General features: G+C 44.9%; 35 protein-coding genes and 1 pseudogene. 30 read left to right on the plus strand and 6 right to left on the minus strand.

The window, feature by feature from the left end:
* Nucleotide 1 precedes the first annotated feature (1 nt).
* From rplB to FTV30_RS04800, 25 genes are all read left to right on the plus strand, one after another.
* Entirely contained in the window at nt 2-826 is an 825-nt protein-coding gene (rplB, locus tag FTV30_RS04680) for a 50S ribosomal protein L2 (RefSeq protein WP_005094148.1), read from the plus strand.
* Between the two features lie 19 nt (nt 827-845).
* Nucleotides 846-1,121 (plus strand): 30S ribosomal protein S19, encoded by a 276-nt coding sequence (rpsS, locus tag FTV30_RS04685; protein WP_004281508.1) that lies wholly within the window; start codon nt 846-848, stop codon nt 1,119-1,121.
* Between the two features lie 11 nt (nt 1,122-1,132).
* Nucleotides 1,133-1,462, plus strand: a complete 330-nt coding sequence (gene rplV, locus FTV30_RS04690) for a 50S ribosomal protein L22 (RefSeq protein ID WP_001982638.1) — start codon at nt 1,133-1,135, stop codon at nt 1,460-1,462.
* 1 nt (nt 1,463) lies between these two features.
* Nucleotides 1,464-2,216 carry a 30S ribosomal protein S3 gene (rpsC, locus tag FTV30_RS04695; protein ID WP_004281507.1) on the plus strand — a complete coding sequence of 251 codons (753 nt, stop codon included), beginning with the start codon at nt 1,464-1,466 and terminating at the stop codon, nt 2,214-2,216.
* A gap of 3 nt (nt 2,217-2,219) precedes the next feature.
* Nucleotides 2,220-2,633 carry a 50S ribosomal protein L16 gene (gene rplP / locus FTV30_RS04700; protein WP_004281506.1) on the plus strand — a complete coding sequence of 138 codons (414 nt, stop codon included), beginning with the start codon at nt 2,220-2,222 and terminating at the stop codon, nt 2,631-2,633.
* On the plus strand, nt 2,633-2,830 hold the full coding sequence (rpmC, locus tag FTV30_RS04705; protein WP_004281505.1) for a 50S ribosomal protein L29: 198 nt from the start codon (nt 2,633-2,635) through the stop codon (nt 2,828-2,830). The genes rplP and rpmC overlap by 1 nt, the downstream gene beginning before the upstream one ends.
* The gene (gene rpsQ, locus FTV30_RS04710; protein WP_004281504.1) at nt 2,827-3,084 is read left to right on the plus strand and encodes a 30S ribosomal protein S17; all 258 of its coding nucleotides are present in this window, start codon (nt 2,827-2,829) and stop codon (nt 3,082-3,084) included. The genes rpmC and rpsQ overlap by 4 nt, the downstream gene beginning before the upstream one ends.
* Before the next feature lie 91 nt (nt 3,085-3,175).
* A complete protein-coding gene (gene rplN / locus FTV30_RS04715) occupies nt 3,176-3,544 on the plus strand; it encodes a 50S ribosomal protein L14 (RefSeq protein WP_005094147.1) in 369 nt (122 codons plus the stop codon).
* Between the two features lie 9 nt (nt 3,545-3,553).
* Entirely contained in the window at nt 3,554-3,871 is a 318-nt protein-coding gene (gene rplX, locus FTV30_RS04720) for a 50S ribosomal protein L24 (RefSeq protein WP_004281502.1), read from the plus strand.
* A gap of 16 nt (nt 3,872-3,887) precedes the next feature.
* Complete coding sequence (gene rplE, locus FTV30_RS04725) at nt 3,888-4,424, plus strand: 50S ribosomal protein L5 (protein ID WP_005094146.1); 537 nt, start codon at nt 3,888-3,890, stop codon at nt 4,422-4,424.
* 9 nt (nt 4,425-4,433) lie between these two features.
* Nucleotides 4,434-4,739 (plus strand): 30S ribosomal protein S14, encoded by a 306-nt coding sequence (gene rpsN, locus FTV30_RS04730; RefSeq protein ID WP_004732275.1) that lies wholly within the window; start codon nt 4,434-4,436, stop codon nt 4,737-4,739.
* A 12-nt stretch (nt 4,740-4,751) separates the two neighbouring features.
* A complete protein-coding gene (gene rpsH / locus FTV30_RS04735; RefSeq protein ID WP_005094144.1) occupies nt 4,752-5,147 on the plus strand; it encodes a 30S ribosomal protein S8 in 396 nt (131 codons plus the stop codon).
* A gap of 13 nt (nt 5,148-5,160) precedes the next feature.
* Nucleotides 5,161-5,694: a 50S ribosomal protein L6 gene (gene rplF / locus FTV30_RS04740; RefSeq protein ID WP_005094142.1), complete on the plus strand. Its 534-nt coding sequence runs from the start codon at nt 5,161-5,163 to the stop codon at nt 5,692-5,694.
* 14 nt (nt 5,695-5,708) lie between these two features.
* On the plus strand, nt 5,709-6,059 hold the full coding sequence (rplR, locus tag FTV30_RS04745) for a 50S ribosomal protein L18 (RefSeq protein WP_004281497.1): 351 nt from the start codon (nt 5,709-5,711) through the stop codon (nt 6,057-6,059).
* A gap of 2 nt (nt 6,060-6,061) precedes the next feature.
* Nucleotides 6,062-6,559 (plus strand): 30S ribosomal protein S5, encoded by a 498-nt coding sequence (rpsE, locus tag FTV30_RS04750; protein ID WP_004281496.1) that lies wholly within the window; start codon nt 6,062-6,064, stop codon nt 6,557-6,559.
* Nucleotides 6,560-6,565: 6 nt separating this feature from the next.
* The gene (rpmD, locus tag FTV30_RS04755; protein WP_005094139.1) at nt 6,566-6,742 is read left to right on the plus strand and encodes a 50S ribosomal protein L30; all 177 of its coding nucleotides are present in this window, start codon (nt 6,566-6,568) and stop codon (nt 6,740-6,742) included.
* Between the two features lie 3 nt (nt 6,743-6,745).
* The gene (gene rplO / locus FTV30_RS04760; RefSeq protein WP_180001114.1) at nt 6,746-7,186 is read left to right on the plus strand and encodes a 50S ribosomal protein L15; all 441 of its coding nucleotides are present in this window, start codon (nt 6,746-6,748) and stop codon (nt 7,184-7,186) included.
* 45 nt (nt 7,187-7,231) lie between these two features.
* The gene (gene secY, locus FTV30_RS04765; protein WP_171063316.1) at nt 7,232-8,551 is read left to right on the plus strand and encodes a preprotein translocase subunit SecY; all 1,320 of its coding nucleotides are present in this window, start codon (nt 7,232-7,234) and stop codon (nt 8,549-8,551) included.
* A gap of 20 nt (nt 8,552-8,571) precedes the next feature.
* Entirely contained in the window at nt 8,572-8,688 is a 117-nt protein-coding gene (rpmJ, locus tag FTV30_RS04770) for a 50S ribosomal protein L36 (protein ID WP_000867907.1), read from the plus strand.
* A gap of 105 nt (nt 8,689-8,793) precedes the next feature.
* A complete protein-coding gene (rpsM, locus tag FTV30_RS04775; protein WP_004281492.1) occupies nt 8,794-9,150 on the plus strand; it encodes a 30S ribosomal protein S13 in 357 nt (118 codons plus the stop codon).
* Nucleotides 9,151-9,169: 19 nt separating this feature from the next.
* Nucleotides 9,170-9,556, plus strand: coding sequence for a 30S ribosomal protein S11 (gene rpsK, locus FTV30_RS04780; protein WP_004281491.1), 387 nt, complete (start codon nt 9,170-9,172; stop codon nt 9,554-9,556).
* A 12-nt stretch (nt 9,557-9,568) separates the two neighbouring features.
* Nucleotides 9,569-10,195 (plus strand): 30S ribosomal protein S4, encoded by a 627-nt coding sequence (gene rpsD, locus FTV30_RS04785; protein ID WP_005094132.1) that lies wholly within the window; start codon nt 9,569-9,571, stop codon nt 10,193-10,195.
* Nucleotides 10,196-10,211: 16 nt separating this feature from the next.
* Complete coding sequence (locus FTV30_RS04790; RefSeq protein ID WP_005094131.1) at nt 10,212-11,219, plus strand: DNA-directed RNA polymerase subunit alpha; 1,008 nt, start codon at nt 10,212-10,214, stop codon at nt 11,217-11,219.
* 18 nt (nt 11,220-11,237) lie between these two features.
* Nucleotides 11,238-11,603, plus strand: a complete 366-nt coding sequence (gene rplQ / locus FTV30_RS04795; RefSeq protein WP_004281488.1) for a 50S ribosomal protein L17 — start codon at nt 11,238-11,240, stop codon at nt 11,601-11,603.
* 221 nt (nt 11,604-11,824) lie between these two features.
* A complete protein-coding gene (locus FTV30_RS04800; RefSeq protein WP_180001115.1) occupies nt 11,825-13,315 on the plus strand; it encodes an NAD(P)/FAD-dependent oxidoreductase in 1,491 nt (496 codons plus the stop codon).
* 60 nt (nt 13,316-13,375) lie between these two features.
* Here FTV30_RS04800 and FTV30_RS04805 read toward each other — a convergent pair whose 3' ends face one another.
* Nucleotides 13,376-14,548 (minus strand): acyl-CoA dehydrogenase family protein, encoded by a 1,173-nt coding sequence (locus tag FTV30_RS04805; RefSeq protein WP_180001116.1) that lies wholly within the window; start codon nt 14,546-14,548, stop codon nt 13,376-13,378.
* A 183-nt stretch (nt 14,549-14,731) separates the two neighbouring features.
* Between FTV30_RS04805 and FTV30_RS04810 the strand changes: the two genes are divergently transcribed.
* From FTV30_RS04810 to FTV30_RS04830, 5 genes are all read left to right on the plus strand, one after another.
* Nucleotides 14,732-14,989, plus strand: coding sequence for a succinate dehydrogenase assembly factor 2 (locus tag FTV30_RS04810; protein ID WP_005094125.1), 258 nt, complete (start codon nt 14,732-14,734; stop codon nt 14,987-14,989).
* Complete coding sequence (locus FTV30_RS04815; protein ID WP_159138627.1) at nt 14,982-15,368, plus strand: hypothetical protein; 387 nt, start codon at nt 14,982-14,984, stop codon at nt 15,366-15,368. Before FTV30_RS04810 ends, FTV30_RS04815 begins: the two co-directional genes overlap by 8 nt.
* Before the next feature lie 536 nt (nt 15,369-15,904).
* Nucleotides 15,905-16,945, plus strand: coding sequence for a hypothetical protein (locus FTV30_RS04820; protein WP_180001117.1), 1,041 nt, complete (start codon nt 15,905-15,907; stop codon nt 16,943-16,945).
* Nucleotides 16,946-17,012: 67 nt separating this feature from the next.
* A complete protein-coding gene (gene rrtA / locus FTV30_RS04825) occupies nt 17,013-17,585 on the plus strand; it encodes a rhombosortase (protein ID WP_100357814.1) in 573 nt (190 codons plus the stop codon).
* Nucleotides 17,586-17,782: 197 nt separating this feature from the next.
* Nucleotides 17,783-20,065, plus strand: coding sequence for a TRAP transporter large permease subunit (locus tag FTV30_RS04830; RefSeq protein ID WP_180001118.1), 2,283 nt, complete (start codon nt 17,783-17,785; stop codon nt 20,063-20,065).
* A gap of 59 nt (nt 20,066-20,124) precedes the next feature.
* Here the strand turns inward: FTV30_RS04830 and FTV30_RS04835 are convergent.
* From FTV30_RS04835 to FTV30_RS04855, 5 genes and pseudogenes are all read right to left on the minus strand, one after another.
* A pseudogene (locus tag FTV30_RS04835) lies at nt 20,125-20,771 on the minus strand (DMT family transporter).
* Nucleotides 20,772-20,824: 53 nt separating this feature from the next.
* Nucleotides 20,825-21,259, minus strand: coding sequence for a hypothetical protein (locus tag FTV30_RS04840; protein WP_005094113.1), 435 nt, complete (start codon nt 21,257-21,259; stop codon nt 20,825-20,827).
* 18 nt (nt 21,260-21,277) lie between these two features.
* Nucleotides 21,278-21,487 (minus strand): YheV family putative zinc ribbon protein, encoded by a 210-nt coding sequence (locus tag FTV30_RS04845; RefSeq protein WP_171294115.1) that lies wholly within the window; start codon nt 21,485-21,487, stop codon nt 21,278-21,280.
* A 40-nt stretch (nt 21,488-21,527) separates the two neighbouring features.
* Nucleotides 21,528-23,567: a M3 family metallopeptidase gene (locus FTV30_RS04850; RefSeq protein WP_180001119.1), complete on the minus strand. Its 2,040-nt coding sequence runs from the start codon at nt 23,565-23,567 to the stop codon at nt 21,528-21,530.
* A 70-nt stretch (nt 23,568-23,637) separates the two neighbouring features.
* Nucleotides 23,638-24,192, minus strand: a complete 555-nt coding sequence (locus FTV30_RS04855; protein WP_180001120.1) for a hypothetical protein — start codon at nt 24,190-24,192, stop codon at nt 23,638-23,640.
* Nucleotides 24,193-24,225 lie beyond the last annotated feature (33 nt).

Below are 24,225 nucleotides of genomic sequence, written 5' to 3' on the forward strand. Positions count from 1 at the left end.
TATGCCTATTCAAAAATGTAAGCCAACGTCTCCAGGACGTCGCTTTGTAGAGAAAGTGGTTCATGATCACCTTCACAAAGGCGCACCGTACTCTCCGTTGGTTGAAGCTAAAAAACGTACTGGCGGCCGTAACAATAACGGTCACATCACGACTCGTCACGTTGGTGGCGGTCATAAGCAGCACTACCGTCTAGTTGACTTTAAACGTAACAAAGATGGTATTCCTGCAACTGTAGAGCGTATCGAATACGATCCTAACCGTACTGCACACATTGCACTTGTATTGTATGCTGATGGTGAACGTCGTTATATCATCGCTCCTAAAGGCCTTCGCGCTGGCGATAAAGTACAGTCTGGTAACGATGCTCCAATTCGTCCAGGTAACTGCTTGCCGCTTCGCAACATGCCAATCGGTTCTACTCTTCACAACATCGAACTTAAAATCGGTAAAGGCGCGCAGATTGCTCGTTCAGCTGGTACTTCAGTTCAGCTGTTGGGTCGTGACGGTTCTTACGCTATCGTTCGTCTACGTTCAGGCGAGATGCGTAAAATTCACGTTGAATGTCGCGCTGTGTTAGGTGAAGTATCTAACTCGGAAAGCAACCTTCGTTCGCTTGGTAAAGCTGGTGCATCGCGCTGGCGTGGTGTTCGTCCTACCGTTCGTGGTATGGCAATGAACCCAGTTGACCATCCGCACGGTGGTGGTGAAGGGCGTAACAAAGGTATTCAACCTGTAAGCCCATGGGGTCAAAAAGCTAAAGGGTACAAGACACGTACCAATAAGCGTACGACTAAGATGATCATTCGCGACCGTCGCGTTAAGTAACAAGTAAAGGAATCTGACAATGCCTCGTTCTCTGAAAAAAGGCCCATTCGTCGATGCGCACTTGTTCGCTAAGGTTGAAGCGGCTATCGCGGCTAATAACCGTAAGCCGATCAAAACTTGGTCGCGTCGTTCGATGATCCTACCGGATTTTGTTGGTTTAACAATTTCTGTACACAATGGCCGTAACCACGTTCCTGTGATCGTTTCTGAACACATGGTTGGTCACAAGCTTGGTGAATTTGCACCAACTCGTACCTATCGCGGTCACGGTGTTGACAAGAAATCTAAACGTTAATGGGTGCTATGATGGAAGTAACTGCTAAATTACGCGGTGCCGCTATCTCGGCACAAAAAGCTCGTTTGGTTGCAGATCTTATCCGCGGCAAATCTGTTGCGCACGCGCTTAACATCCTTAACTTCAGCAACAAAAAAGCTGCAGTTCTAGTTAAGAAAGCGTTGGAATCTGCGATTGCAAACGCTGAACACAATAACAGTTTAGATGTAGACGACCTTAAAGTTTCTACGATCTACGTTGATGAAGGCATGAGCCTGAAACGTATTATGCCACGTGCTAAAGGCCGTGCAGATCGTATTACTAAGCGTACTTGTCACATCACCGTTAAGGTAGGGGTTTGATATGGGTCAGAAGGTTCATCCAATCGGTATCCGCCTAGGTGTTGTGAAACGTCATAACGCTAACTGGTATGCGAATCCGAAACAATACGCTGAATACTTGCTTAAAGATCTTCAAGTTCGTGAGTTTTTAATCAAAAAACTTAAAAACGCGATGATCAGCAACATTCTTATCGAACGTCCTACAGGCGCTGCTAAAGTAACTATTAGCACTGCTCGTCCTGGTATCGTAATCGGTAAAAAAGGCGAAGATATTGAGAAACTACAACGCGAATTAACATCTATCATGGGTGTTCCTGCGCAAGTAAGTATCAATGAAATTGATCGTCCAGACTTAGACGCGCGTCTAGTTGCTGAAGCAATCGCTTCTCAATTGGAAAAACGTGTAATGTTCCGTCGTGCTATGAAGCGTGCGGTACAAAACACAATGCGTGCTGGTGCTAAAGGTATCAAAGTAGAAGTTTCAGGCCGTTTAGGTGGTGCTGAGATTGCTCGTACTGAGTGGTATCGTGAAGGTCGTGTACCTCTACATACGCTTCGTGCAGATATCGACTATGCGACTATGCGTGCTGAGACTACTTACGGTACGATTGGTGTTAAAGTTTGGATCTTCCGTGGTGAGATCTTGGGCGGCATGAAACAAGTCATGAACCCAGCTCCAGCAGAAGAACGTCCAGCTAAACGCGGTCGTGGTCGTGGTGAAGGTCAAGAGCGTCGTGGTCGTCGCAATGATCGTTCTGCTGAAAAAGGAGAATAATCCATGTTGCAACCTAAGCGTACTAAATTCCGTAAAGTGCAGAAAGGCCGTAACACTGGTCTAGCACACCGCGGTAGCACAGTATCTTTCGGTACTATTGCACTTAAATCAGTTGAACGTGGTCAAATGACTGCGCGTCAAATTGAAGCAGCGCGTCGTACAATTAGCCGTCGTATTAAGCGTGGTGGTAAGATCTTTATCCGTGTATTCCCGGACAAACCGATTACTTCTAAGCCGCTTGAAGTGCGTATGGGTAAAGGTAAAGGTTCTGTGGAATATTGGGTTTGCCAAATCAAACCAGGTAAAGTCTTGTACGAAATTGATGGTGTTAACGAAGAATTGGCTCGCGAAGCGTTTACGCTTGCAGCAGCTAAGCTTCCGTTTAAAACCGCTATCGTGACTCGGACGGTAATGTAATGAAAACTAAAGATCTACGTGAAAAGTCGGTAGAAGAGTTGACAGCTTTGCTTGATGAGCAACAGCTTAACCAATTCCGTCTTCGTATGGCGAAAGCAACTGGTCAATTGGGTAAATCGCATGAAGTTGCACTTACTCGTCAGACGATTGCTCGTATTAAGACCCTCCTTACCGAAAAACAGGGGAACGGACAATGAGTGATAAAACAGTCCGCACGTTAACTGGCAAAGTTGTAAGCGACAAGATGGATAAATCTATCGTTGTTCTTATTGAACGCCAAGTTCAACACCCGTTGTATGGCAAATTAATCCGCCGTTCAACAAAATTACATGCTCATGATGAGAACAACACAGCGAAAGCTGGTGATGTTGTAACCATTAAAGAAAGCCGCCCAATTTCTAAAACTAAGTCTTGGACTCTAGTTGAAGTTGTTGAAGCAGCTGCTGAGTAATTAACGTTCTTGTTGCATCATCGGTCAATTTCGAGTACTCTTTGAGCCTTTCGAAATTTCGACCGGTGTTGCTCGGTTTTGGAGTAGGGCAATGATTCAGACCGAAACTATGCTCGACGTAGCAGACAACAGTGGTGCACGCCGCGTACAATGTATTAAAGTACTTGGTGGCTCGCATCGTCGTTATGCTTCTGTTGGCGACATTATTAAAGTTACTGTAAAAGAAGCAATTCCACGCGCACGTGTTAAAAAAGGTGACGTGATGAATGCAGTTGTGGTTCGTACAAAATTCGGTATCCGTCGTGCAGACGGTTCAGTGATTCGTTTCGACGATAACGCTGCTGTTATTTTGAACACCAACAAAGCGCCGATTGCAACTCGTATTTTCGGACCAGTGACTCGTGAACTTCGTACTGAACAGTTCATGAAAATTATTTCATTGGCTCCTGAAGTTCTATAAGAGGCGATCATGGCTAAGATTAAAAAAGGCGATCAAGTAATTGTGATCGCAGGTAAAGAAAAAGGCAAACAGGGTACTGTTCTGTCTGTTTCTAATGACCGTGTTAAGGTTGAAGGCCTTAACTTGGTGAAGAAGCACCAAAAGCCGAACCGTGCTACAGGCGCTGAAGGTAGCGTTGTAACTCAGGAAGCTTCGCTTCATATTTCAAACGTGGCAGTTTTTAATGCTACAACCCAAAAGGCTGACCGTGTTGGTTACCAAGTGATTGATGGCGTGAAAACTCGCGTATTCAAATCAAATGGTGAATCAGTGGCGGTAGCGAAGTAATAGGTTGATATAGGCCATGGCCAGACTTAAAACACGTTACAATGACGAACTTAAAGCTCAGTTATTAGAGACTTTAGGCGTTAAAAATGTGATGGAAATTCCTCGCATCACTAAAATCACGATCAACATGGGTGTTGGCGCAGCTGCTGCTGACAAAAAACTCCTTGATGGTGCTCTTTCAGATATGCAAGCTATCGCTGGTCAAAAACCAGTACTTACGTTAGCTCGTAAATCAATCGCTGGTTTTAAAATCCGTGATGGTTGGCCGATCGGTTGTAAAGTTACTTTACGCGGCGAACGTATGTACGAATTCTTAGACCGTTTGATCTCGATTGCGATCCCTCGTATCCGTGACTTCCGTGGTTTCTCTGCGAAATCATTCGACGGTCGTGGTAACTACTCAATGGGTCTTAAGGAACAGATCATGTTCCCTGAAATCGATTTTGACAAGATTGATCGTATTCGTGGTATGGACATTACCATTACTACGACTGCTCGCACCGATGACGAAGGCCGTGCGCTTATGCGTGCATTCGGCTTCCCGTTCAAATAAGAGGTCGATATGGCTAAGAAAGGTATGATTAATCGCGAATTGAAACGCGAAGCTACTGTTGCTAAATACGCTGCAAAACGTGCTGAATTAAAAGCTGTTATTGCAAACGTAAATGCATCAGACGAAGAACGTTTCGAAGCGATGATGAAATTGCAAGCATTACCACGTAATGCATCTCCAGTACGTCTACGTAACCGTTGTGGTTTAACTGGTCGTCCGCATGGCTATTTCCGTAAGTTCGGCTTAAGCCGTAACAAATTACGTGAAACAGTAATGCAAGGTGATGTACCTGGCGTTGTTAAGGCAAGCTGGTAAGGAGCACTATAAATGAGTATGCAAGATACCGTTGCCGACATGCTAACACGTGTTCGTAACGCACAAATGGCGAAGAAACAAACTGTTTCTATGCCTAATTCTAAGTTGAAAGTTGCAATTGCTAACTTACTTCAACAAGAAGGTTACATTTCTAACGTAGAAGTTGCGGAAGCTGAAGGCAAACCAACTTTAACAATTACGTTAAAATATTTTGAAGGCAAGCCAGTGATTGACACTGTGAAACGCGTAAGCCGTCCAGGTCTACGTCAGTATCGCGGTAAAGATGCACTTCCAAGCGTTAAGCAAGGTTTAGGTATTGCAATTGTTTCTACAAGCAAAGGCATCATGACTGATCGCGCTGCACGTGCTGCAGGCGTTGGTGGTGAAGTTATTGCTTTTGTTTCTTAATAGGTGATTCCTCATGTCTCGTGTGGCTAAAGCCCCAGTAACTGTACCGAATGGTGTAACAGTTACTCAGAACGGCCGGCAGGTCGAAGTGAAAGGCACTAAAGGTACATTGTCTTTCAACCTGCATGCGCTGGTCGAGCTTAAACAGGAAGACGGTACTCTGGCTATTGCTCCAGTACAAGAGTCGAAAGACGCTTGGATGCAAGCTGGTACTGCTCGCGCTGTGCTTAACAACCTTGTAAAAGGTGTTAGCGAAGGTTTCGAACGTAAGTTACAGCTTATCGGTGTTGGTTATAAAGCTGCGGTTAAAGGTGATGTTGTTCATCTTAACCTTGGTTTCTCTCACCCGATCGATTATGCACTTCCTGCAGGTGTAACTGCTGAAACTCCAACTGCAACTGAAATCGTACTTAAATCTGCTGACAAAGCAGCTTTAGGTCAGGTTGCTGCAGATATCCGTGGTTACCGTCCACCAGAGCCGTATAAAGGCAAAGGTGTTCGTTATTCTGACGAAGTTGTACTTCGTAAAGAAGCTAAGAAGAAATAAGGCGCGAGGTTCTTATGAACGAAAAGAAACAATCCCGTTTGCGTCGTGCGAAAAGCACACGCTTGCACATCCGTGCATTGGGTGCGACTCGTTTGTGTGTAAACCGCACTCCGCGTCACATCTATGCTCAAGTTATCTCTGCAGATGGTGGCAAAGTATTAGCGCAAGCTTCTACTTTAGACGCTACTCTACGTGCAGGTACAACTGGTAACGTTGAAGCAGCTCAAAAAGTAGGTGCTTTAATCGCAGAACGCGCTAAAGCAGCTGGTGTTACTAAAGTTGCATTTGACCGTTCTGGTTTTAAATATCATGGTCGTATCAAAGCCTTGGCTGATGCTGCTCGTGAAAACGGCTTGGAGTTCTAATCATGGCTAAAGTTGAACAAAACGAAGGTCTTGTTGAAAAGCTGGTTGCCGTTGATCGTGTAGCCAAAGTTGTTAAGGGTGGTCGTATCTTCTCTTTCACAGCATTAACTGTTGTGGGTGATGGTAATGGTCGCGTAGGTTTTGGTCGTGGTAAAGCACGTGAAGTTCCAGCTGCTATCTCTAAAGCACTTGAAGCTGCTCGTCGCAACATGATTACTGTTGACCTTGTTGATGGTACGTTACAGCACCCAATTCATGCACGTCATGGCGCTAGTCGCGTATTCATGCAGCCTGCCTCTGAAGGTACAGGCGTAATTGCTGGTGGCGCTATGCGTGCAGTTCTAGAAGCTGTAGGTGTACGTAACGTTTTGACTAAATGCCGTGGTTCTACTAACGCTGCTAACGTAGTTAACGCAACTTTCAACGGTTTGCGTGATATGACTACTCCTGAGAAGGTTGCTGCGAAACGTGGTCTTTCAGTAGAACAAATTCAAGGGTAATCAATCATGAAAACGATTAAAGTTACCCAGACTAAATCTGCATCGCACCGCTTGAAAAATCATAAGCTGAGCCTGCAAGGTTTAGGTCTGCGTCGTATTGGTCATACTGTAGAAGTGCAAGATACGCCTTCTAACCGTGGTATGATCAACCAAGTCTACTATATGGTTAGTGTAGAGGAATAAGCCATGACTCTGCGTTTAAATACAATTGCACCTGCAGAAGGTGCTAAACGTGACAACCTTCGTGTAGGCCGTGGTATCGGTTCTGGCGTTGGTAAGACCGGTGGCCGTGGTGTCAAGGGTCAAAACTCACGTAAGAGCGGTGGTACTCGTCCAGGTTTCGAAGGCGGTCAAACAGCACTTTATCGTCGTTTGCCTAAATTCGGCTTCACTAGCCAATTGGCTTTGAAAACTGCTGAAGTACGTTTATCTGAGCTTGCTAAAGTTGAAGGCGACATCGTGTCTCTAGAAACTTTAAAAGCGGCGAACGTTGTACGTAAAGACATGATCCGTGCTCGTATCGTACTTTCTGGTGAAATTACTCGTGCATTCACTGTTCAAGGTGTTGCATTGACTAAAGGCGCTAAAGCTGCTATTGAAGCTGCTGGCGGCAAAGTCGAGGAGTAATCCCCAGTGTCTATGACTCCTAGTTCTTCAGGTCATGTCAACATGATGAAAGGCCAACCATTTCATGTGAAATACCGTGAAATTATTCGTCGAATGATGTTTCTCATTGGTGCGTTGTTGGTGTTTCGGCTAGGAGCGCATATTCCAGTACCGGGCATCAATAATGCGGCCCTAGAAAACCTGTTTAATGCAAACCAAGGTACTATCCTTGGTTTGTTTAACATGTTTTCCGGTGGTGCATTAGAACGAATGTCTATTCTTGCTCTTGGGATCATGCCCTACATTTCTGCATCGATTATCGTGCAGCTGATGTCGACAGTGGTTCCTTCGCTGGAAGCTTTGAAAAAAGAAGGCGAGCAAGGCAAACGTAAAATAAATCAATACACACGACAAGGCACATTATTTCTGGCGCTTGTACAAGCGATCGGGATGTGTGCAGGCTTGATCAGTCAGGGGATTACCCTGAATACTGGTCTGGCTTTTTATATTCCTGCAGTAACCTCATTGGTTGCGGGGACCATGTTCTTGATGTGGTTGGGTGAGCAGATTACCGAACGTGGGGTGGGGAATGGTATTTCCATGATCATCTTCGCGGGTATTGTTGCCGGATTGCCTAATTTAATTATGCAATCTTTGTCATCTGTAGATAATGGCCAGACCAGCCTGATTGGCTTGGTAATTTTTGGTCTGTTATCTCTGGGTGTTTTGGCAGCTATCGTGTTTATCGAGAAAGCGCAGCGTCGTATTCCGGTCAACTATGCTCAAAAACAACAAGGTCGTCGTGTATTTACTGCACAGCAGACACATTTGCCATTGAAAATTAATATGGCGGGTGTGATTCCGGCAATTTTTGCCAGCTCATTGCTGTTGTTCCCTGCGAGCTTAGGCCAGTGGGTGGGTAGTGCAGATCCGAATGCCGGATTTATTCAGCGTAGCCTGCAAGATGTAGCATTGGTATTGTCGCCTGGTCAGCCGTTGTATTTGGTGCTCTTTGGTGCGTTAATTATCTTTTTCTGTTACTTCTATACAGCACTGGTATTTAGTCCTAAAGAAGTGTCAGAGAACTTGAAACGCAGCGGAGCTTATGTGCCTGGTATACGTCCAGGTGAGCAAACTGCTCGTTACTTAGATCATATTCTCAGTCGTTTGACATTTATTGGCGCGATTTACATCACCGTCATTTGTTTGATGCCGATGGTGTTGCAAAGTTCATTTGGTATTCCATTCTATTTGGGTGGTACTTCTTTGCTGATTGTTGTGGTAGTAGTGATGGACTTTATGGCTCAGCTGCAGTCACACCTCACCTCGCACCAGTACGATAATCAAACGTTAATGAGAAAAACGACAGCTCATCCTAAGGGATAAGCGCACTTAGAGGTTTCATCATGAAAGTACAAGCTTCTGTTAAGAAAATTTGTGGTAGCTGTAAAGTTATCCGTCGTAATGGGGTTATCCGCGTAATTTGTAGCGCAGAACCTCGTCATAAGCAGCGTCAAGGTTAATCTGATTAAGACCTGTTGATTTCTGTAGGCGAATTGGGTTATTATCCGCCCCTCAAGATTTTTGTGGGGCGGTTGATTATCTACTGCCTTTTTGGAGAAAATTGAATGGCTCGTATTGCCGGTGTAAACATTCCGGATAACAAGCACGCTGTTATCTCTCTAACGTATATCTTTGGTATTGGTCGCCATACTTCAAAAGCTATTTTAGCTGCTGCGGGTATTGCTCCAACGACTAAGATCCGTGAATTAGATGACGCTCAGCTTGATGCGATTCGTGCAGAAGTTGCTAAGGTTCCGACCGAAGGTGATTTACGTCGCGAAATTTCCATGAACATTAAACGTTTAATGGATTTAGGCTGCTATCGCGGTCTTCGTCATCGTCGCAGCTTGCCTGTCCGCGGTCAACGCACCAAAACTAACGCTCGTACCCGTAAAGGTCCGCGCAAACCTATTAAGAAATAAGATTTCTGGAAGCTAAAAGATGGCTAAAGATACTCGCGCACGCAAGAAGGTCACTCGTACCGTCTCTGAAGGTGTCGCACACATTCACGCTTCTTTTAATAACACCATTGTGACTATTACCGATCGTCAAGGTAATGCACTGGCTTGGGCCACTTCAGGTGGACAAGGCTTCCGTGGATCACGTAAATCAACTCCGTTCGCTGCTCAGGTAGCTGCTGAAGTTGCTGGTAAAGCTGCTTTAGACTACGGTTTGAAAAACTTGGACGTCCTTGTAAAAGGTCCTGGTCCTGGTCGTGAATCTGCGGTTCGTGCTTTAGGTGCAGTGGGTTATAAAATTAACAGCATTACCGATGTGACGCCAATCCCGCACAACGGTTGCCGTCCACCTAAAAAACGTCGCGTGTAAGGAGAAACATTCATGGCTCGTTATATTGGTCCAAAATGCAAACTCTCTCGCCGCGAAGGGACAGACCTGCAACTTAAATCAGGCGTTAAACCGTTTGATGTAAAAACTAAAAAACACGCTAAAGCTCCTGGCCAACATGGTGGAGCTCGTGGCGGTAAACAGTCTGAGTACTCACTACAATTACGTGAAAAACAAAAAGTACGTCGTATGTACGGTGTTTTAGAGCGTCAATTTAGTAACTACTACAAAGAAGCTGCTCGTGTTAAAGGCGCAACTGGTGAAAACTTGTTGAAGCTACTTGAAAGCCGTCTTGATAACGTTGTTTATCGTATGGGTTTCGGTTCTACTCGCGCAGAAGCTCGTCAGTTAGTATCTCACCGCAGCATCACTTTGAATGGCCGTCGTGTTAACATTGCGTCTATCCAAGTTAAAGCGGGTGATGTGATCGCAGTTCACGAAGGCGCTAAACAACAATTACGTATCAAAAACGCAATTGAATTAGCAACTCAACGTGGCATGCCTTCTTGGATGGAAATCGACCATTCTAAATTAGAAGGTACGTTCAAAGCTGCACCGGATCGTTCTGATTTACCTGCTGAAATCAACGAAAGCTTGATTGTAGAATTGTATTCTAAATAATCCTTGAGGAAGCAATATGACGCGTACTGCAAATGAGTTTCTAACTCCGCAAGCGATCAAGGTCGAAGCGGCAAGCGGGACCTCGGCAAAAGTTATTCTAGAACCTTTAGAGCGTGGCTTTGGTCATACTCTGGGTAATGCTTTACGTCGCATCCTTCTTTCTTCTCTACCTGGCGCAGCTGTGGTAGAAGTTGAGATTGAAGGGGTCGAGCACGAGTACAGTACTTTGGAAGGCTTGCAGCAGGACATCGTCGAGCTCTTGCTGAACCTAAAAGGATTGTCGATTAAGCTGTTCGATCAAAATGAAGCATACTTAACATTAGAGAAACAAGGTGCAGGCGACGTAACTGCGGCTGACCTTCGTTTACCTCATAATGTTGAAGTGGTTAACCCTGAACATTTGATCGGTACTTTAAGTGCCTCAGGCTCATTGAAAATGCGTCTGAAAGTTGCTCAAGGTCGTGGCTACGAGACTTCTGATTCACGCTTCCCAGAAGGCGAAACTCGCCCAGTGGGTCGCTTGCAGTTAGATGCTTCTTATAGCCCAATCAAACGTGTGTCTTATACAGTGGAAAACGCTCGTGTAGAACAACGTACTGACCTTGACAAATTGGTCATTGATCTTGAAACCAATGGTACTGTAGATCCTGAAGAAGCAATCCGCAAAGCGGCAACAATCTTGCAACAACAAATTGCAATCTTTGTTGACCTTCAGAAAGATCAAGCACCTGTGGCTCAAGAGCCGCGTGAAGAAGTTGACCCAATCTTGCTTCGCCCAGTAGATGATCTAGAGCTAACTGTTCGTTCTGCTAACTGTTTGAAAGCAGAAAACATTTACTACATTGGTGATCTTGTACAGCGTACTGAAGTTGAGTTGCTTAAAACTCCTAACTTGGGTAAAAAATCGCTTACTGAGATCAAAGATGTTCTGGCTTCTAAAGGCTTACAACTCGGCATGCGTTTAGAGAACTGGCCACCGGCTAGTCTCCGTATGGACGATCGTTTCGCCTATCGTAGCCGTTAATTAAGTAGGACTATCACCATGCGTCATCGTAATAGTGGTGTGAAATTAGGCCGTACAAGCAGCCATCGTAAAGCGATGTTCCAAAACATGGCTAACTCTTTGTTCGAGCACGAGTTGATCAAAACAACTGTGCCTAAAGCGAAAGAGTTACGTCGTGTAGCTGAGCCTTTAATCACTTTAGCTAAAAACGATACAGTAGCAAACCGTCGTTTGGCGTTTGCTCGTACTCGTTCAGCAGCAACTGTTGGTAAATTATTTACCGTTCTTGGCCCTCGTTACAAAGAGCGTAACGGCGGTTATCTACGTGTTCTTAAAGCGGGCTTCCGTGCAGGTGATGCTGCACCGATGGCTTACGTTGAGCTAGTAGATCGCGAAGTTAACTAATTTCGTGAAGAATAACGCGAGTTGTTCGAAAAGGTCGGTTGAATAAACCGGCCTTTTTTAATGTCTGAAATTTATTTTCAGGTATTTGCATCATGCAGAACTAATCTGAATCTGGCCTGAAAAGATAAAAAAATAATGGCTTTTTATTAAACTTGACATTGTGTATTGTCAATTTTGTGATTTAATAAAAACAGATAGTATCGCTTAGGTAAAAGAACAATATGGAAAAGCAAATCGATATTTTAATTGTGGGTGCGGGGATCTCGGGAATTGGTCTGGCAGCGCATCTTTCTAAACATTGTCCGCAGCGCTCATTTGAAATTATTGAGCGACGTGCCAGCATTGGCGGAACTTGGGATTTATTTAAATATCCGGGAATTCGTTCTGATTCGGATATGTCGACCTTTGGTTTTAATTTTAAACCCTGGAAAAAAGCCAGTGTACTTGCCGATGGCGCTTCGATTAAGGGCTATCTGGCCGAAGTAGTAGATGAATTTAATCTGGAATCGAAAATTCATTATCAACACCGTGTGTTAACCGCCAACTATGATTCTATGACCTGTAAATGGTCAGTAGAGATTGAGGATGAACACAGCAAGAAGCAGATCTGGATTGCGAATTTTGTACTGAGTTGTACCGGTTATTACAATTATGACCAAGGTTTTCAGCCTGAGTTTCCAAATCAGGAGGCTTTTAAAGGTCAATTCATTCATCCGCAGCATTGGCCGGAAAATTTAGATTATCAGGGCAAAAAAGTGGTGATCATTGGTAGTGGTGCCACCGCGATTACTTTAGTTCCGGCGATGGTCAAAGGCGGCGCCGGGCATGTGACCATGTTACAGCGTTCCCCGACCTATATCGCTTCAGTGCCCTCCATTGATATGATTTATGCAAAGATGCGGCAGTATCTACCAGAAGATGTGGCTTATAAAATTACCCGTGCCCGGAATATTGGCATGCAGCGCGGAATTTATGCCTTGGCACAAAAACAGCCAAAACTGTTAAAAACGCTGTTACTTAAATCCGTGCAGTTTCAGCTCAAAGGTAAAGTGGATATGAAACACTTTACCCCGAATTATGAGCCGTGGGATCAGCGCCTATGCGTGGTGCCGGATGGTGATCTGTTTAAAATTTTACGTGAAGGGCAGGCATCAGTTGTAACCGATCAGATCGAAAGCTTGACTGAAACTGGCATTCAGCTGAAATCGGGTCAACATCTGGAGGCAGATATTATCGTTTCAGCCACAGGCTTAAATATCCAGATTCTTGGTGGAATTCAGGCGACGATTGATGGTCAACCTGTCGATACCTCACAACATATGCTGTATAGAGGCATCATGGTTAGTGATGTGCCGAATATGGCGCTAATTATTGGTTATATCAATGCCTCTTGGACTTTAAAAGTCGATATTGCCGCTGAGTACATTTGCCGTTTGCTGAACTATATGGATCAGCAGGGCTATGCTGAAGTCATCGCTCAGGGTGATCAGACTGAATTGCTAGAGGATACTGTGATGGGTAGTCTCAGTTCGGGCTATATTGCCCGTGCTGCAGATGTGATGCCAAAACAAGGTAAACATGCACCGTGGAAAGTCAGCAATAATTATCTGGCAGATCGTAAGGAACTCAAACAAGCTTCGTTTGAAGATAGGGTGCTGAAATTTAAGAAAAACAGCAAGGCTCTTAAACATAAACCGCGTCTGGTCTCTTAAAGTCGGATATTGAACTGAAGAAAAAGGAGTCCTGAGTGACTCCTTTTTTATGCGTCCAGTTTACAGTGAACGTGCAATCAGTTCTTTCATGATTTCGTTGGTACCAGCATAAATCCGGTTGGCACGGTTGTCGATATAGGCCCGGGCAATTGGATATTCCAGCATATAGCCATAACCACCATGCAATTGCAGGCATTCATCTACCACCTTGCTACACATTTCTGAAATCTTGTATTTGGCCGCAGCAGCGGCATCGATGCCTAGTTCTTGCTTGAGTTGCAGCTCCATGCAGCGATCCAGATAAGCGCGACAAAACTCGATTTCGGTACGCATTTCTGCCAGTTTAAAGCGGGTATTTTGAAAATGGCTTATACTCTTGCCAAAGGCCTGACGTTCCTTAGTATATTTCACTGTATGTGCGAAAGCAGCTTCAGCGCCAGCCTGACACATCATTGCCACAATCAGGCGTTCCCAGGCCAGTTCTTTCATCAACATCATAAAGCCCATGCCTTCCAGACCGAGCAAATTTTCTTGTGGTACGCGTACATCGTCAAAGAACAGCTCGCAAGTATCCTGGCCTTTCATGCCGATTTTATTCAGCGGTTTAGCTTTGCTAAATCCGGCCCGGTCGGCTTCGACCATAATCAATGAGAGATTGGCCGAGCCTTTGTCACTATGACCGGTCTTACAGACCACAATCGCCATATCACAGAGATAGCCATTGGTAATAAAGATCTTGGATCCATTAATCACATAGTCATCGCCATCCAGTACCGCAGAGGTACGTACTGTTTGCAGGTCAGAACCGGTTCCCGGTTCGGTCATGGCAATCGCGGTGACGATTTCCCCGGAAGCCATTTTGGGTAACCACTGCTGTTTTTGAGCATCATTGCCAAAGTTCAGCAGGTAATTGGCGACAATATCTGAATGTAGGGAAAAACCTGTGGCTGAATCACCAGCATAAGCCTGTTCTTCAATCAGAATCATGCTATACAGCCGGTCTACCCCAGAGCCGCCATATTGCTCTGGCATGGTGGCGCAGAGTAGTCCCAGTTCACCCGCTTTAGTCCAGAGCTCTCGATCCACATGCTGTTGCTTTTCATAGCGCTCGCTATGCGGAATAACTTCCTTTTCATAAAACTTGCGTACGGTTTGACGAAATGCTTCATGTTCGGCAGTAAAAAGCTGGCGGGGCAGCATCGGGGCAAGCGGGCGAATGGCTGCAGATTGCATCTTGTTATTCCTTATTCTGATCTGTTTGCTTTAAAGTAGGTCAAGCATAGATCAGCAACAATGAGCGGAATGTTCAAATAACTTAAATATGCTGATGCTTTTGGTCATTTGTATGAAATCCCTCGAAATTCAGCGATGGCTTCAGGTAAACTATTCCGGTTTATAACGAATTGGGGAAATTCGATGACTGATGACATCACCTTAGAAGAGCGCAAAGTGATTTATCGCGCGCGTCGTGGTCTAAAAGAGCTGGATGTATATTTTGATCCCTACGTAAAAAACTACTACTTAACTGCTGATCCATTTGAAAAGCAGATGTTTGCTGAGTTGGTCGATCAGGAAGATCCAGATCTGCTGGACTGGTTTATGGAAGTCTCTGAGCCGCCGCGTCCTGAATTAAAAGATTTGATCAAGAAGCTTAAATTTTACGTCCATGGATAATCGCTGTTTCAAGCTGAAACGCAGTTATTGTGCACTGGCGTTTCAGCTTTTTATTTTTGCACTGTTGATGTACCTGCTGTATCAGCTACTGCCAATTACAATTTGGCTATTGTGTGCTGTGATGGGACTGGTGATTTATCAGCTGTTTTATCGCAAGACGCCCCAGATTGAACAGTTTGAATATCTGGATGGACGTGAATGGTCATTGACAGCCAAATCTCGGCCCACCTGTCGGGTATGTGTTAGTCATGTGATTGATCATCAAGCTTATATTGTGGTGTATTTTCAGCACGCTAAGGCTCAGCCTTTATTGATCTGGTGTGACCAATTACCGCTAAAACAATGGAAATCCCTGAAAGTTCTGACCAAACTTATCTAGTTGTCAGACAACGCTATTTTAATCACTTGATTGAAATTTCAATAAAACAGATACTTAGATCATTAACGCGCTTTCATTGTCAGACAGAAAATAATAATGACTTATCAGTAAGATAAATTGTATGACAATTTCCCGCCTATGTTTTATTTTTAGCCTGTACATTGAACGCACTAAAAGCAAATACGAGAGAACTCAATAGAATCTCTAGTGTAAATGTTTTTGATCGTAGTGATTGTTTCAGCTTTGGTGGTTGGACAATTCGCGACGGTGCTGAAGGATAAATTTTCATCTTAATCAAGCAGAGTTATTACCGCCTCTCTGTTTGTACAGTTAATAAGTAGCATGTGCTGAACCGTCGCAATGCTACTTTTTTTTGCCCAAAATTTGGTAATTCAACAGATCAAGTCAATTGCAGTCGGCCAGTTTGATGGCACAGTGTCTGGTCCAGATTAGAGTAAATACTCTTTTATTCACAAAATGCTTCTGATATCTTTAACAGAAAGATGGACATAATCACAATTATAGAGGACAGGAAAATGTCAGGCGTCCGTAAAATATGCCAAGGTATGGCGACCATTGCAATAACAACAACAGTATTAACGGGGTGTTCCCATGTCATTAAAACCGGTGCCAATGTTGCACTGGGTTTTACCGAAAACCATATTGTCCCGCCAATTTTAGCCATGGATGATGCCGAGATGGTCTGTAATTCAGGCAATTCTCTAACTCCGGCCATCATGGCAACCAAAGAAATGGGGGCAGATCCAACGCGGGTGGCTGTGCTGATGTATTCGGCTGCCGGTATTTGTGCCGAGCAAAAAGCACTGGAAGCCGAGTTACGCTATTTACGTGCTTCAAAAACCAATCAGGTGGCAGAAGCCCAGGATGCCCGAATCGAGCAGAAGCGCTGGGCGGCACTGGCAGCACAGCGTCAATATACCGGTTATCAACTGTTCCAGAGCCGTTATGAAAAAAAATACCAGAAACCCTTGGGCGAAGAATGCCCGCGCATGAACAGTGATATCGAGCAAACGGTTTATCTACTGGCTATGCTCAGCGGTTTACAGGCCATGACCAATGATATTAACTCGGGTGGTGCAGTGCATGTACCGAAAGATATTGCTGCCGTGGTTGAACGTGGCATGGTGTGTCTGGATAACGCGAAATTCTGGGGCGCTCCGAATGCCACCCGTGCGGTGATCTGGACTTTATTGCCAGGCGCTGGGGAAGGCAAGCCGGATCCTTACCAAACATTAAAACAATCTACACAAATTGGTGAGCAAAAAGGTGTACGTTTATCTCATGCCTTGTACGCTGTAGCGGCTCAGGCCAGTGGCGATGATGCCAAAGTTCGGGATGCCTTGAAAACCTTTGCTCAGGCCCGTACCGAGGAAAAACCGGTGAATCCGCAATTCAAGCTGATCGACAGTATGGCTGCGATTATGGTCAGTGGCATATCCGATCGTTACTGGACAGAAAATACCGGTATACGCAGTGGCGATGATGGCATGCAACGTTTCTGGGATGAATCCGACAATTCTTCCGAGCTCGATGATCTGTTCAGTGCGGATCTGTAATGCAGATACTATGCATAAAGCTTCAGGGATGAAGTCAAATTAGATAGCCAGGGAGAACAACAGGCCGATGCTAGATCAACATTTTCGACGAAAAATTATTTTTCTAGCGGCTTTTGTCTCTCTCTGTGCATGTCTGCAAATTTTTCATGATCATTTCATCTACTGGCAAGAGAGTCTGCTGGGTGAATTCTGGCGACTCTGGACAGCGCACTGGGTACATGTGAGCTGGATTCATTACTTTCTAAACATTCTCGCCTTTATCTGTTTACCTTTCATTTTTCCACGCGCTACCGTCTGGCATTTCTGTGCCATTTTGCTGATCTTGCCACCGTTGATCAGTTTAAGCTTTTATTTTTTCTTACCCAATATTGAAGCCTATGCTGGCCTGTCGGGCGTGCTGCATGGTGCCTATGTCGCCGTAGCCTGTGTACATTTGCTGTATAAGCGGGAACGCGGCTTTGCGGCGCTGGTATTATTTTTGATTTTTGCCAAACTGGTCTGGGAAAACACCATTGGCAATGTCGGAACGGCGCAGCTGATCGGTAGTCCGGTTTTGGTTGAGGCACATTTACTTGGGGTGATTTGGGGCGTGATTCTGGCGCTGATCTATATTGTGAGCAATTATTTTCGGGATAATTAAAGTGCAGAGATAAATAATTTACTTGGCAGAAAATACAAAAAGAAAATATAAATTGTCATTTTTATTGTGCCAATTTTCATGCAAAGTCAAAACATAGAATAAAGATCCTGACCTTTGAAAAGGAATTTTCTAGGCAGAAGGGAAGATCAGCGTCCTAGACCAAGCATCAGGCCGCTAAAATAAAAATAGGAATACACATGCAAAATAATGATCAAAACAGATCAGGATTAGGTCTGTTGCGTTATATATGGACAGAGTGGATCTCGACCTTCGTCGTGCTGGTTTTACTTTTGCTCACTTTGATTATTGGCACCGGGGAAATGATTCACGGCCAGTTGCTGCGTATGGGGGAGCGTATTTACGGCGATCCGGCAACAGGAATGCAATATTCATTTTTAAGGGCTGAGCCGACGCGTCCACAATGTGAACGCAATATTAATGTCGATCAACGCGTTCAGCAGCAGATAAAAGCCGATGCAGCCGATGAATATGCCGACTTCTTCGGGGTGCGTTCGGAAGCGGATGTCCGTGCTGCGGTGTTACAGGCACAACAGGTCTGTGAAGAATCCTACCTGTTTTATGATAAAGCCATTCAACATGTGCAAGCACATCCAAGTATTCGGGCTTATCGGACCTTTGAAACTTCTTTCTTTGGCATCTTCAAGTTTGGTACGGAAAACCGGGCTTTGCTTCTGGTCATCATGGTGGTCTTTGCTGCGATCAGTGCCACTCTAAAAACCCATCATATTGGCTTGCGTAGCCCGAGCACGCGTATCGACTTTAAAGTTTATTCGGTCGCCATGCTGGTCGCTAATGCTTTCCTGGCATTTTCATCCTATAGCCAATATCAGTCCGTATTGAACTCGGGCGTGCCGATGGGGGAGATGAAATATATCTACTGGTTGTGGATGATTCTGTTCAGCGCACTCACCCTGATCAGCTTGTATCAGGTGATCAAACAACCAAAACCAACACGTGAGGGTGGCAGTTTTGGTCTGGCCTTTCTGAGTGTACCGCTATATGCCTATATGGCCATTACTACCGGGATAAACTTCACTTTCTTTATGGACTATCCAATGGGACAGGGGATTTACCTCGGTCAATTGGTAGAGTTTTCTAGTATCTTTCTGAACTTGGCCTTGTTTATCTGGGCCGGTATGTTGCTGAAACAGACCCGTGTCGTGGACATGTTTCTGAATATTCTGCGTCCATGGAATCTGGCCCCTGAAACCCTGACCTGGTTAATCTTGCTGGCAGCTGCATTACCGACCGCCTATACTGGGGCTTCAGGGATTTTCGTAATTGCCGCAGGTGCGATTATTTACAAGGAAGTCTGGAATGCGGGTGGACGCCGTCAGTTTGCACTGGCCGCCACTGCAATGTCCGGTTCACTGGGTGTGGTTTTACGTCCTTGCTTGCTGATTGTCGTCGTCGCATCACTAAATAAAGAAGTGACCACCGACTTACTGTATCACTACGGGATTTATGTCTTCCTACTCAGCTCGACTTTATTCCTGGTAATTTCCCTGTTCTTTGCAGAAAACAAATTCCGCATTGCCGCGCCAACTGTAGCAGCTCCTCAATCTGGTCGTGCTTTCATTGCGATTATTCCATATATCGTGATTTTTATTCTGATATGGTTATTCTATAAATATGCTTTGTCGACTGACCTGAATGAATTTACCGCACCAGTGATGATGCCAGTCATTCTGCTGATGATTGTCTTGTTCGACAAGTTACGCCATGAACCTGCGCCGTTGCCGGCAGTGGGGCATTGGGATGAAACCTTGACCGCAACTCTAAACTCAAAATCGACACCTGAACTGGCGACAGCCGGTGCCGCAGCCAATGCAGAATATCGTGAGGCTGAACATAGCGAACAACCAGGCAAAGAAATGGTGGTTGATCATGCTGTGCAGCGTTCAAAGGCGACAGAAATCTTGCGTGAGGTGGATTTCTGGAAGTCGATGCATATCTCCACCAGTGAAACCGTGGGGCATATTGGTGCGCTGGTGATCCTGATGGCACTTTCTGTGAGTGTCGGTGGCTTGCTGGAACGTATGGAAATTATGGAAGCGTTTCCAACCGATATCAGCAGTACTATTCTGGTCATTTCCCTGATTGTCGGCTTGATGATTTTTGTCGGGATGATTATGGATCCGTTTGGTGCGGTGATTCTGATCTCGGCGACTGTTGCTCCAGTGGCTTACCAATACGGCATTCATCCGGTGCATTTCTGGATGATCACCCTGATTGGCTTTGAACTGGGCTATGTGACGCCACCGGTGGCACTGAACCATCTGTTGGCCAGACAATCCATTGGCGATGCCGAAGTGGCTGAAGCGGATGCAGAAGTACGCCATCTGTCTTTTTACTACCGTTATGAACGCTGGATTTTACCGGTGATTGTGCTGCTGCCTGCGATGCTGATCATCGCCTATGTGCCTTATGTCTTTAAGCTGTTCGGTTGGTATCCATAAAAGATAGACACTAAAAAAGCACCTACGGGTGCTTTTTTAATTTAATCTGAATTCTTGGCTCAGATTTTAGATGAATTCAGGCGCTTTTGCAGGATTGGGCTACACAGCAGAATCGCGCAGAAAATCAACCCTAATCCGATCAGGCTATATAGATCAGGAACCTCCTGCCAGAACAGAAAACCCCATATACCGGCAAAGAAAATCACCACATAATTCACCGGCCCAATTTGTCCTGCCGACGCCAGTTTGTAAGCATTTGACATCAATAACTGACTGAAATTGGCCAGAATGCCGGCAGTAATCAGATAGCTGAAGTTCTGTCAGAGTATAGGGCCGCCACACCCAAAACATCGGAATCATTGCAATCAGGCTGCCAATCAAACAGAAATAAAATACGATTTTTTCTGGAGATTCGGTTTTGGTCAGCGCTCGAACTGTAACAAAAGCCATACATGGTAATCAGACCGACCACCGCACGCCAGGTGTGCATCCACAGTTTTTCAGTTTTAAAAAATCCGCGACCTTGGTTGAAAATGAAAGGCAGGAAAATAAACAGCCCGACTACATTACAGAAGAAAACCACAGTAGCATGATCAACCGTTTGTGAGGCATAACGGATACATACGTCCATCACTGAAAATAAAAAAGCAGAGCAGGTCAGTAAAATAATGGCTTTGAATAGTGGTGAGGTGGCTGTGGTAGACATGGAGACAATTTGGCTAGAAGATCTGCAGATCTTCTAGCCAAAATGCATCAAGATTATTGGCCTTGAGCCAGTTGTGCTTCGAGTAGCTTGATCTGTTCCTCTTTCAATTGAATGAGCTGGTCAGCATCGCTGTGCTGCGCCTCTAGCGTGGCTTTTTGCTCATTGAGCTGAACTTGAATATCGGCTAATTTGGCCATCTCTTCGTTGGCCAAAGTAGAATTTTCCGGCACTGGCGCTTTTAACAGGCTGCCGCTGATTAATGCTTTGGTCTCGAGTGCCTCAGCCGCATTGCTTGCATCTGTATCTTCTTCAGTTGTCGCTGTAGATGTGGTTGCCGGAACAGCTGCGATTTCCTCCTGTTGCATGCGTTGTGTCTCCTTCGAAGGTGCATTCAACCATTGATAGAGCAGCACCAATACAACGACAGTAACTAAAGCCCCCATAATCCCCATTAAAAGTTTGGGGTTATTTCTTTGTTCTACTGACATAGCTTGAACCTTGATTTTTTATTTTGCTGAACGAGGTTTAAACTGAATCACGCCAATTTCATCTGGAACAGCTGGTGTTTCTGGTTGGTCAATATGCGTGGGACGATTTTCTTCATAACCACACTCGATACATTCAATCCACTCATCTTCACCAGAGGTCAGCATGACGACGCGATCTAACGCCTGACATTTTGGACATTTTGCGCCTGCAATGAAACGACGTTTAATGGTCATCATACTCACCTTGTGATCAACTTAAAAAGCTAGTTTAAGCGTTTTTAGAGCGGTTCGTCCAACCTTGATGACGTAGCAATGCATCTATTTTTGGCTCGCGTCCGCGGAAATTGATAAATGCGTCAAGTGCTTGATCTTTTCCGCCAACTGCGAGGATATTTTCCCGAAACTGTTTTCCAGTGGTGGTATTAAAAATCCCTTCATTTTCGAAACGGTCGAAGGCATCACTGGCCAAAACTTCGGCCCATTTATAGGAATAATATCCCGCTGCATAACCACCTGCAAAGATATGACTAAAGCTGTGCTGAAAACGGTTATAGTCGGTGGTGGGCAGAACTGCATATTTTTCACGAATTTCATTCAGTGTGGCCTGAACCTGTTCAGCATTTGAAGCCGGATTGACACGGTGAATACTCAAGTCAAACAAGGCAAATTCAAGTTGACGCAGGGTTTGCATACCGGATTGGAAGAAACGTGCATCGAGCAGGGCTTTGAGCAGGTCGGCCGGCAAAGATTCCTTGGTTTCAATATGTTCACTGAGCAGATTCAGACTGTCCTGATCCCAGGCCCAGAATTCCATAAACTGGCTTGGCAGCTCCACGGCATCCCAAGCCACGCCATGCGTACCTGCCACCGCGATATTGTCCACTTCAGTCAGCATGTGATGCAGGCCGTGACCAAATTCATGGAACAGGGTAATTACTTCATCATGCGTGAGCAGTGCAGGTCGGTTGCCAACAGGTGGAGTAAAGTTACCCACCATATAGCAGATCGGTTTTTGCAGGCCATCACGGGTCTGCATGCGCGAACGGAAACCGCTCATCCAGGCACCACCACGTTTGCCTTGGCGCGCATACAGGTCAAAATAGAAACCGCCAATCACCTGACCTTGATCTTCCAGTTCGAAATAACGCGCCTCTGGATGCCAAACCGGCGCTTCACGTTCAATCACCTGAATGTCATACAGGCGATTGACAATACTGAACAGGCCTTGCAGGATTCTTGGTGCAGGGAAATAAGGTTTCAGCGCCTCCTGTGACAGGTTAAACTGCTGCATTTTCAGCTTCTCTGAATAATAGCTGCTGTCCCAAGGTTTCAGTTCATCAATACCATCTTCAGCGGCAATGGCTTTTAGTTCTGCAATTTCCTTGGTTGCCGGCGCACGGGCATGCTCTGCCAGATCACGCAAGAATTCGTCTACTGCTTCTACACTTGGCGCCATTTTGCTGGCCAGAGACAATTCTGCATAATTGTTGAAGCCGAGCAGCTTGGCCATTTCCTGACGTAAGCTGAGGATTTCTTCAATTAAGGCGGTATTGTCAAATTCAGTCTGTTCGGACTGATCTGAAGCGCGCGTGGTATAGGCTTTATACAGCTCTTCACGCAGTTCACGATGTTCCGCATGGGTCATGATTGCCAGATAAGACGGGAAATCTAGCGTAGCCACCGGCTGATCCAGCTCGCGTTGCTGGCCATATTGTTTTAACAGCTCAATATTACTTTCAGAGAGACCCGCTAACTCATCTTCAGCTAATGGTCTGAAATAAGCCTGAGTTGCATCCAGCACATGGTTGGAGAAGTCCGAAGACAGTTGTGAGAGACGTGCAGAAATTTCCGCATAACGTTTCTTCGCTTCGCCTTCTAAGGCCACACCAGACAGTTTGAAGTCACGTAAGGCCAGTTTGATGGCACTTTGCTGGGCTGCAGGTAATTCATTAAAAATTGATGCATCATGAATATGCTGATAAGTTTGATACAGCGCCGTATGTTGACCTAGTTGCGTATAGTATTCGCTCAGACCCGGTAATAAGGCTTGATAGACGTCACGGGTTTCGGCATTGTTCATCACGGCATTCAGATGTGATAACACGCCCCAGGATTCACTCATATTATTTTCGAGGGTATCGACCTGTTCCAGAATCTCAAGTTGAGCCTGAACCGAGTCTGGCGTATCAGTCAGTTCATTTAAAAACTTTTGTCCGGCTTGAATGGTTGTTTCAATTTTTTCTTTGAGATCGGCCAGGGTAATCTGATCAAATTGTGGAACAGGCAAAGTTGCCTTTTCTAAAGTCATGTCGGTCTGCCGAATCAATTGCCTATATTAGTTCTAGATGTAGGGCCTTTGGTGGGGGAAATCAAGGGAGTTAAAGTTTTTTCTCTAGCTTTGTATTTAATATTTTCAATTCTTTATTAATATTTTGAAGCTGTTCAATAAATCCACCATCAGATGAAGGTAAGGCTTCTAGTTCATTTATATCGATGATGGAAATATCAGTGATTTGAGTTTTCCATAAGTTTAAAGGGTGTTTATACCAATACGTGACTTTCATGGTGATAGGATTATTATCTAAAGCCTCTCTGAGGCCGCCGTATTGTCCCCAATCGTATATATAGCTCTGATTGGGTGGAAATACTTTGACTCCATGTTTGAAAATACCGCTATCAAAATAATCTTTTGAAGCATTTAATTTTTTAATTCCGAAGGCCCGTTTAGGAATGGGTTGATCACTCGATATTTGTACATTATAGGCAATGGATTTTCCTATATTCTTTATCTGTAGTTGAATGAAAGATTGCTTACCGTAATGCGGAAGAGCAAAAACTATAATTTGTGGTTGCTGATCAGATTTAAATACGGCATAAGTCACAAGCAAAGCCATTAAAGAAATGATCAAAGTAAAAATAGTTATGGTATTCATTCTTATAATTTTTCCTATTTTAATATTTTGATT

Source organism: Acinetobacter sp. YH12255, from assembly GCF_013417355.1.
Lineage (GTDB): Bacteria > Pseudomonadota > Gammaproteobacteria > Pseudomonadales > Moraxellaceae > Acinetobacter > Acinetobacter pseudolwoffii.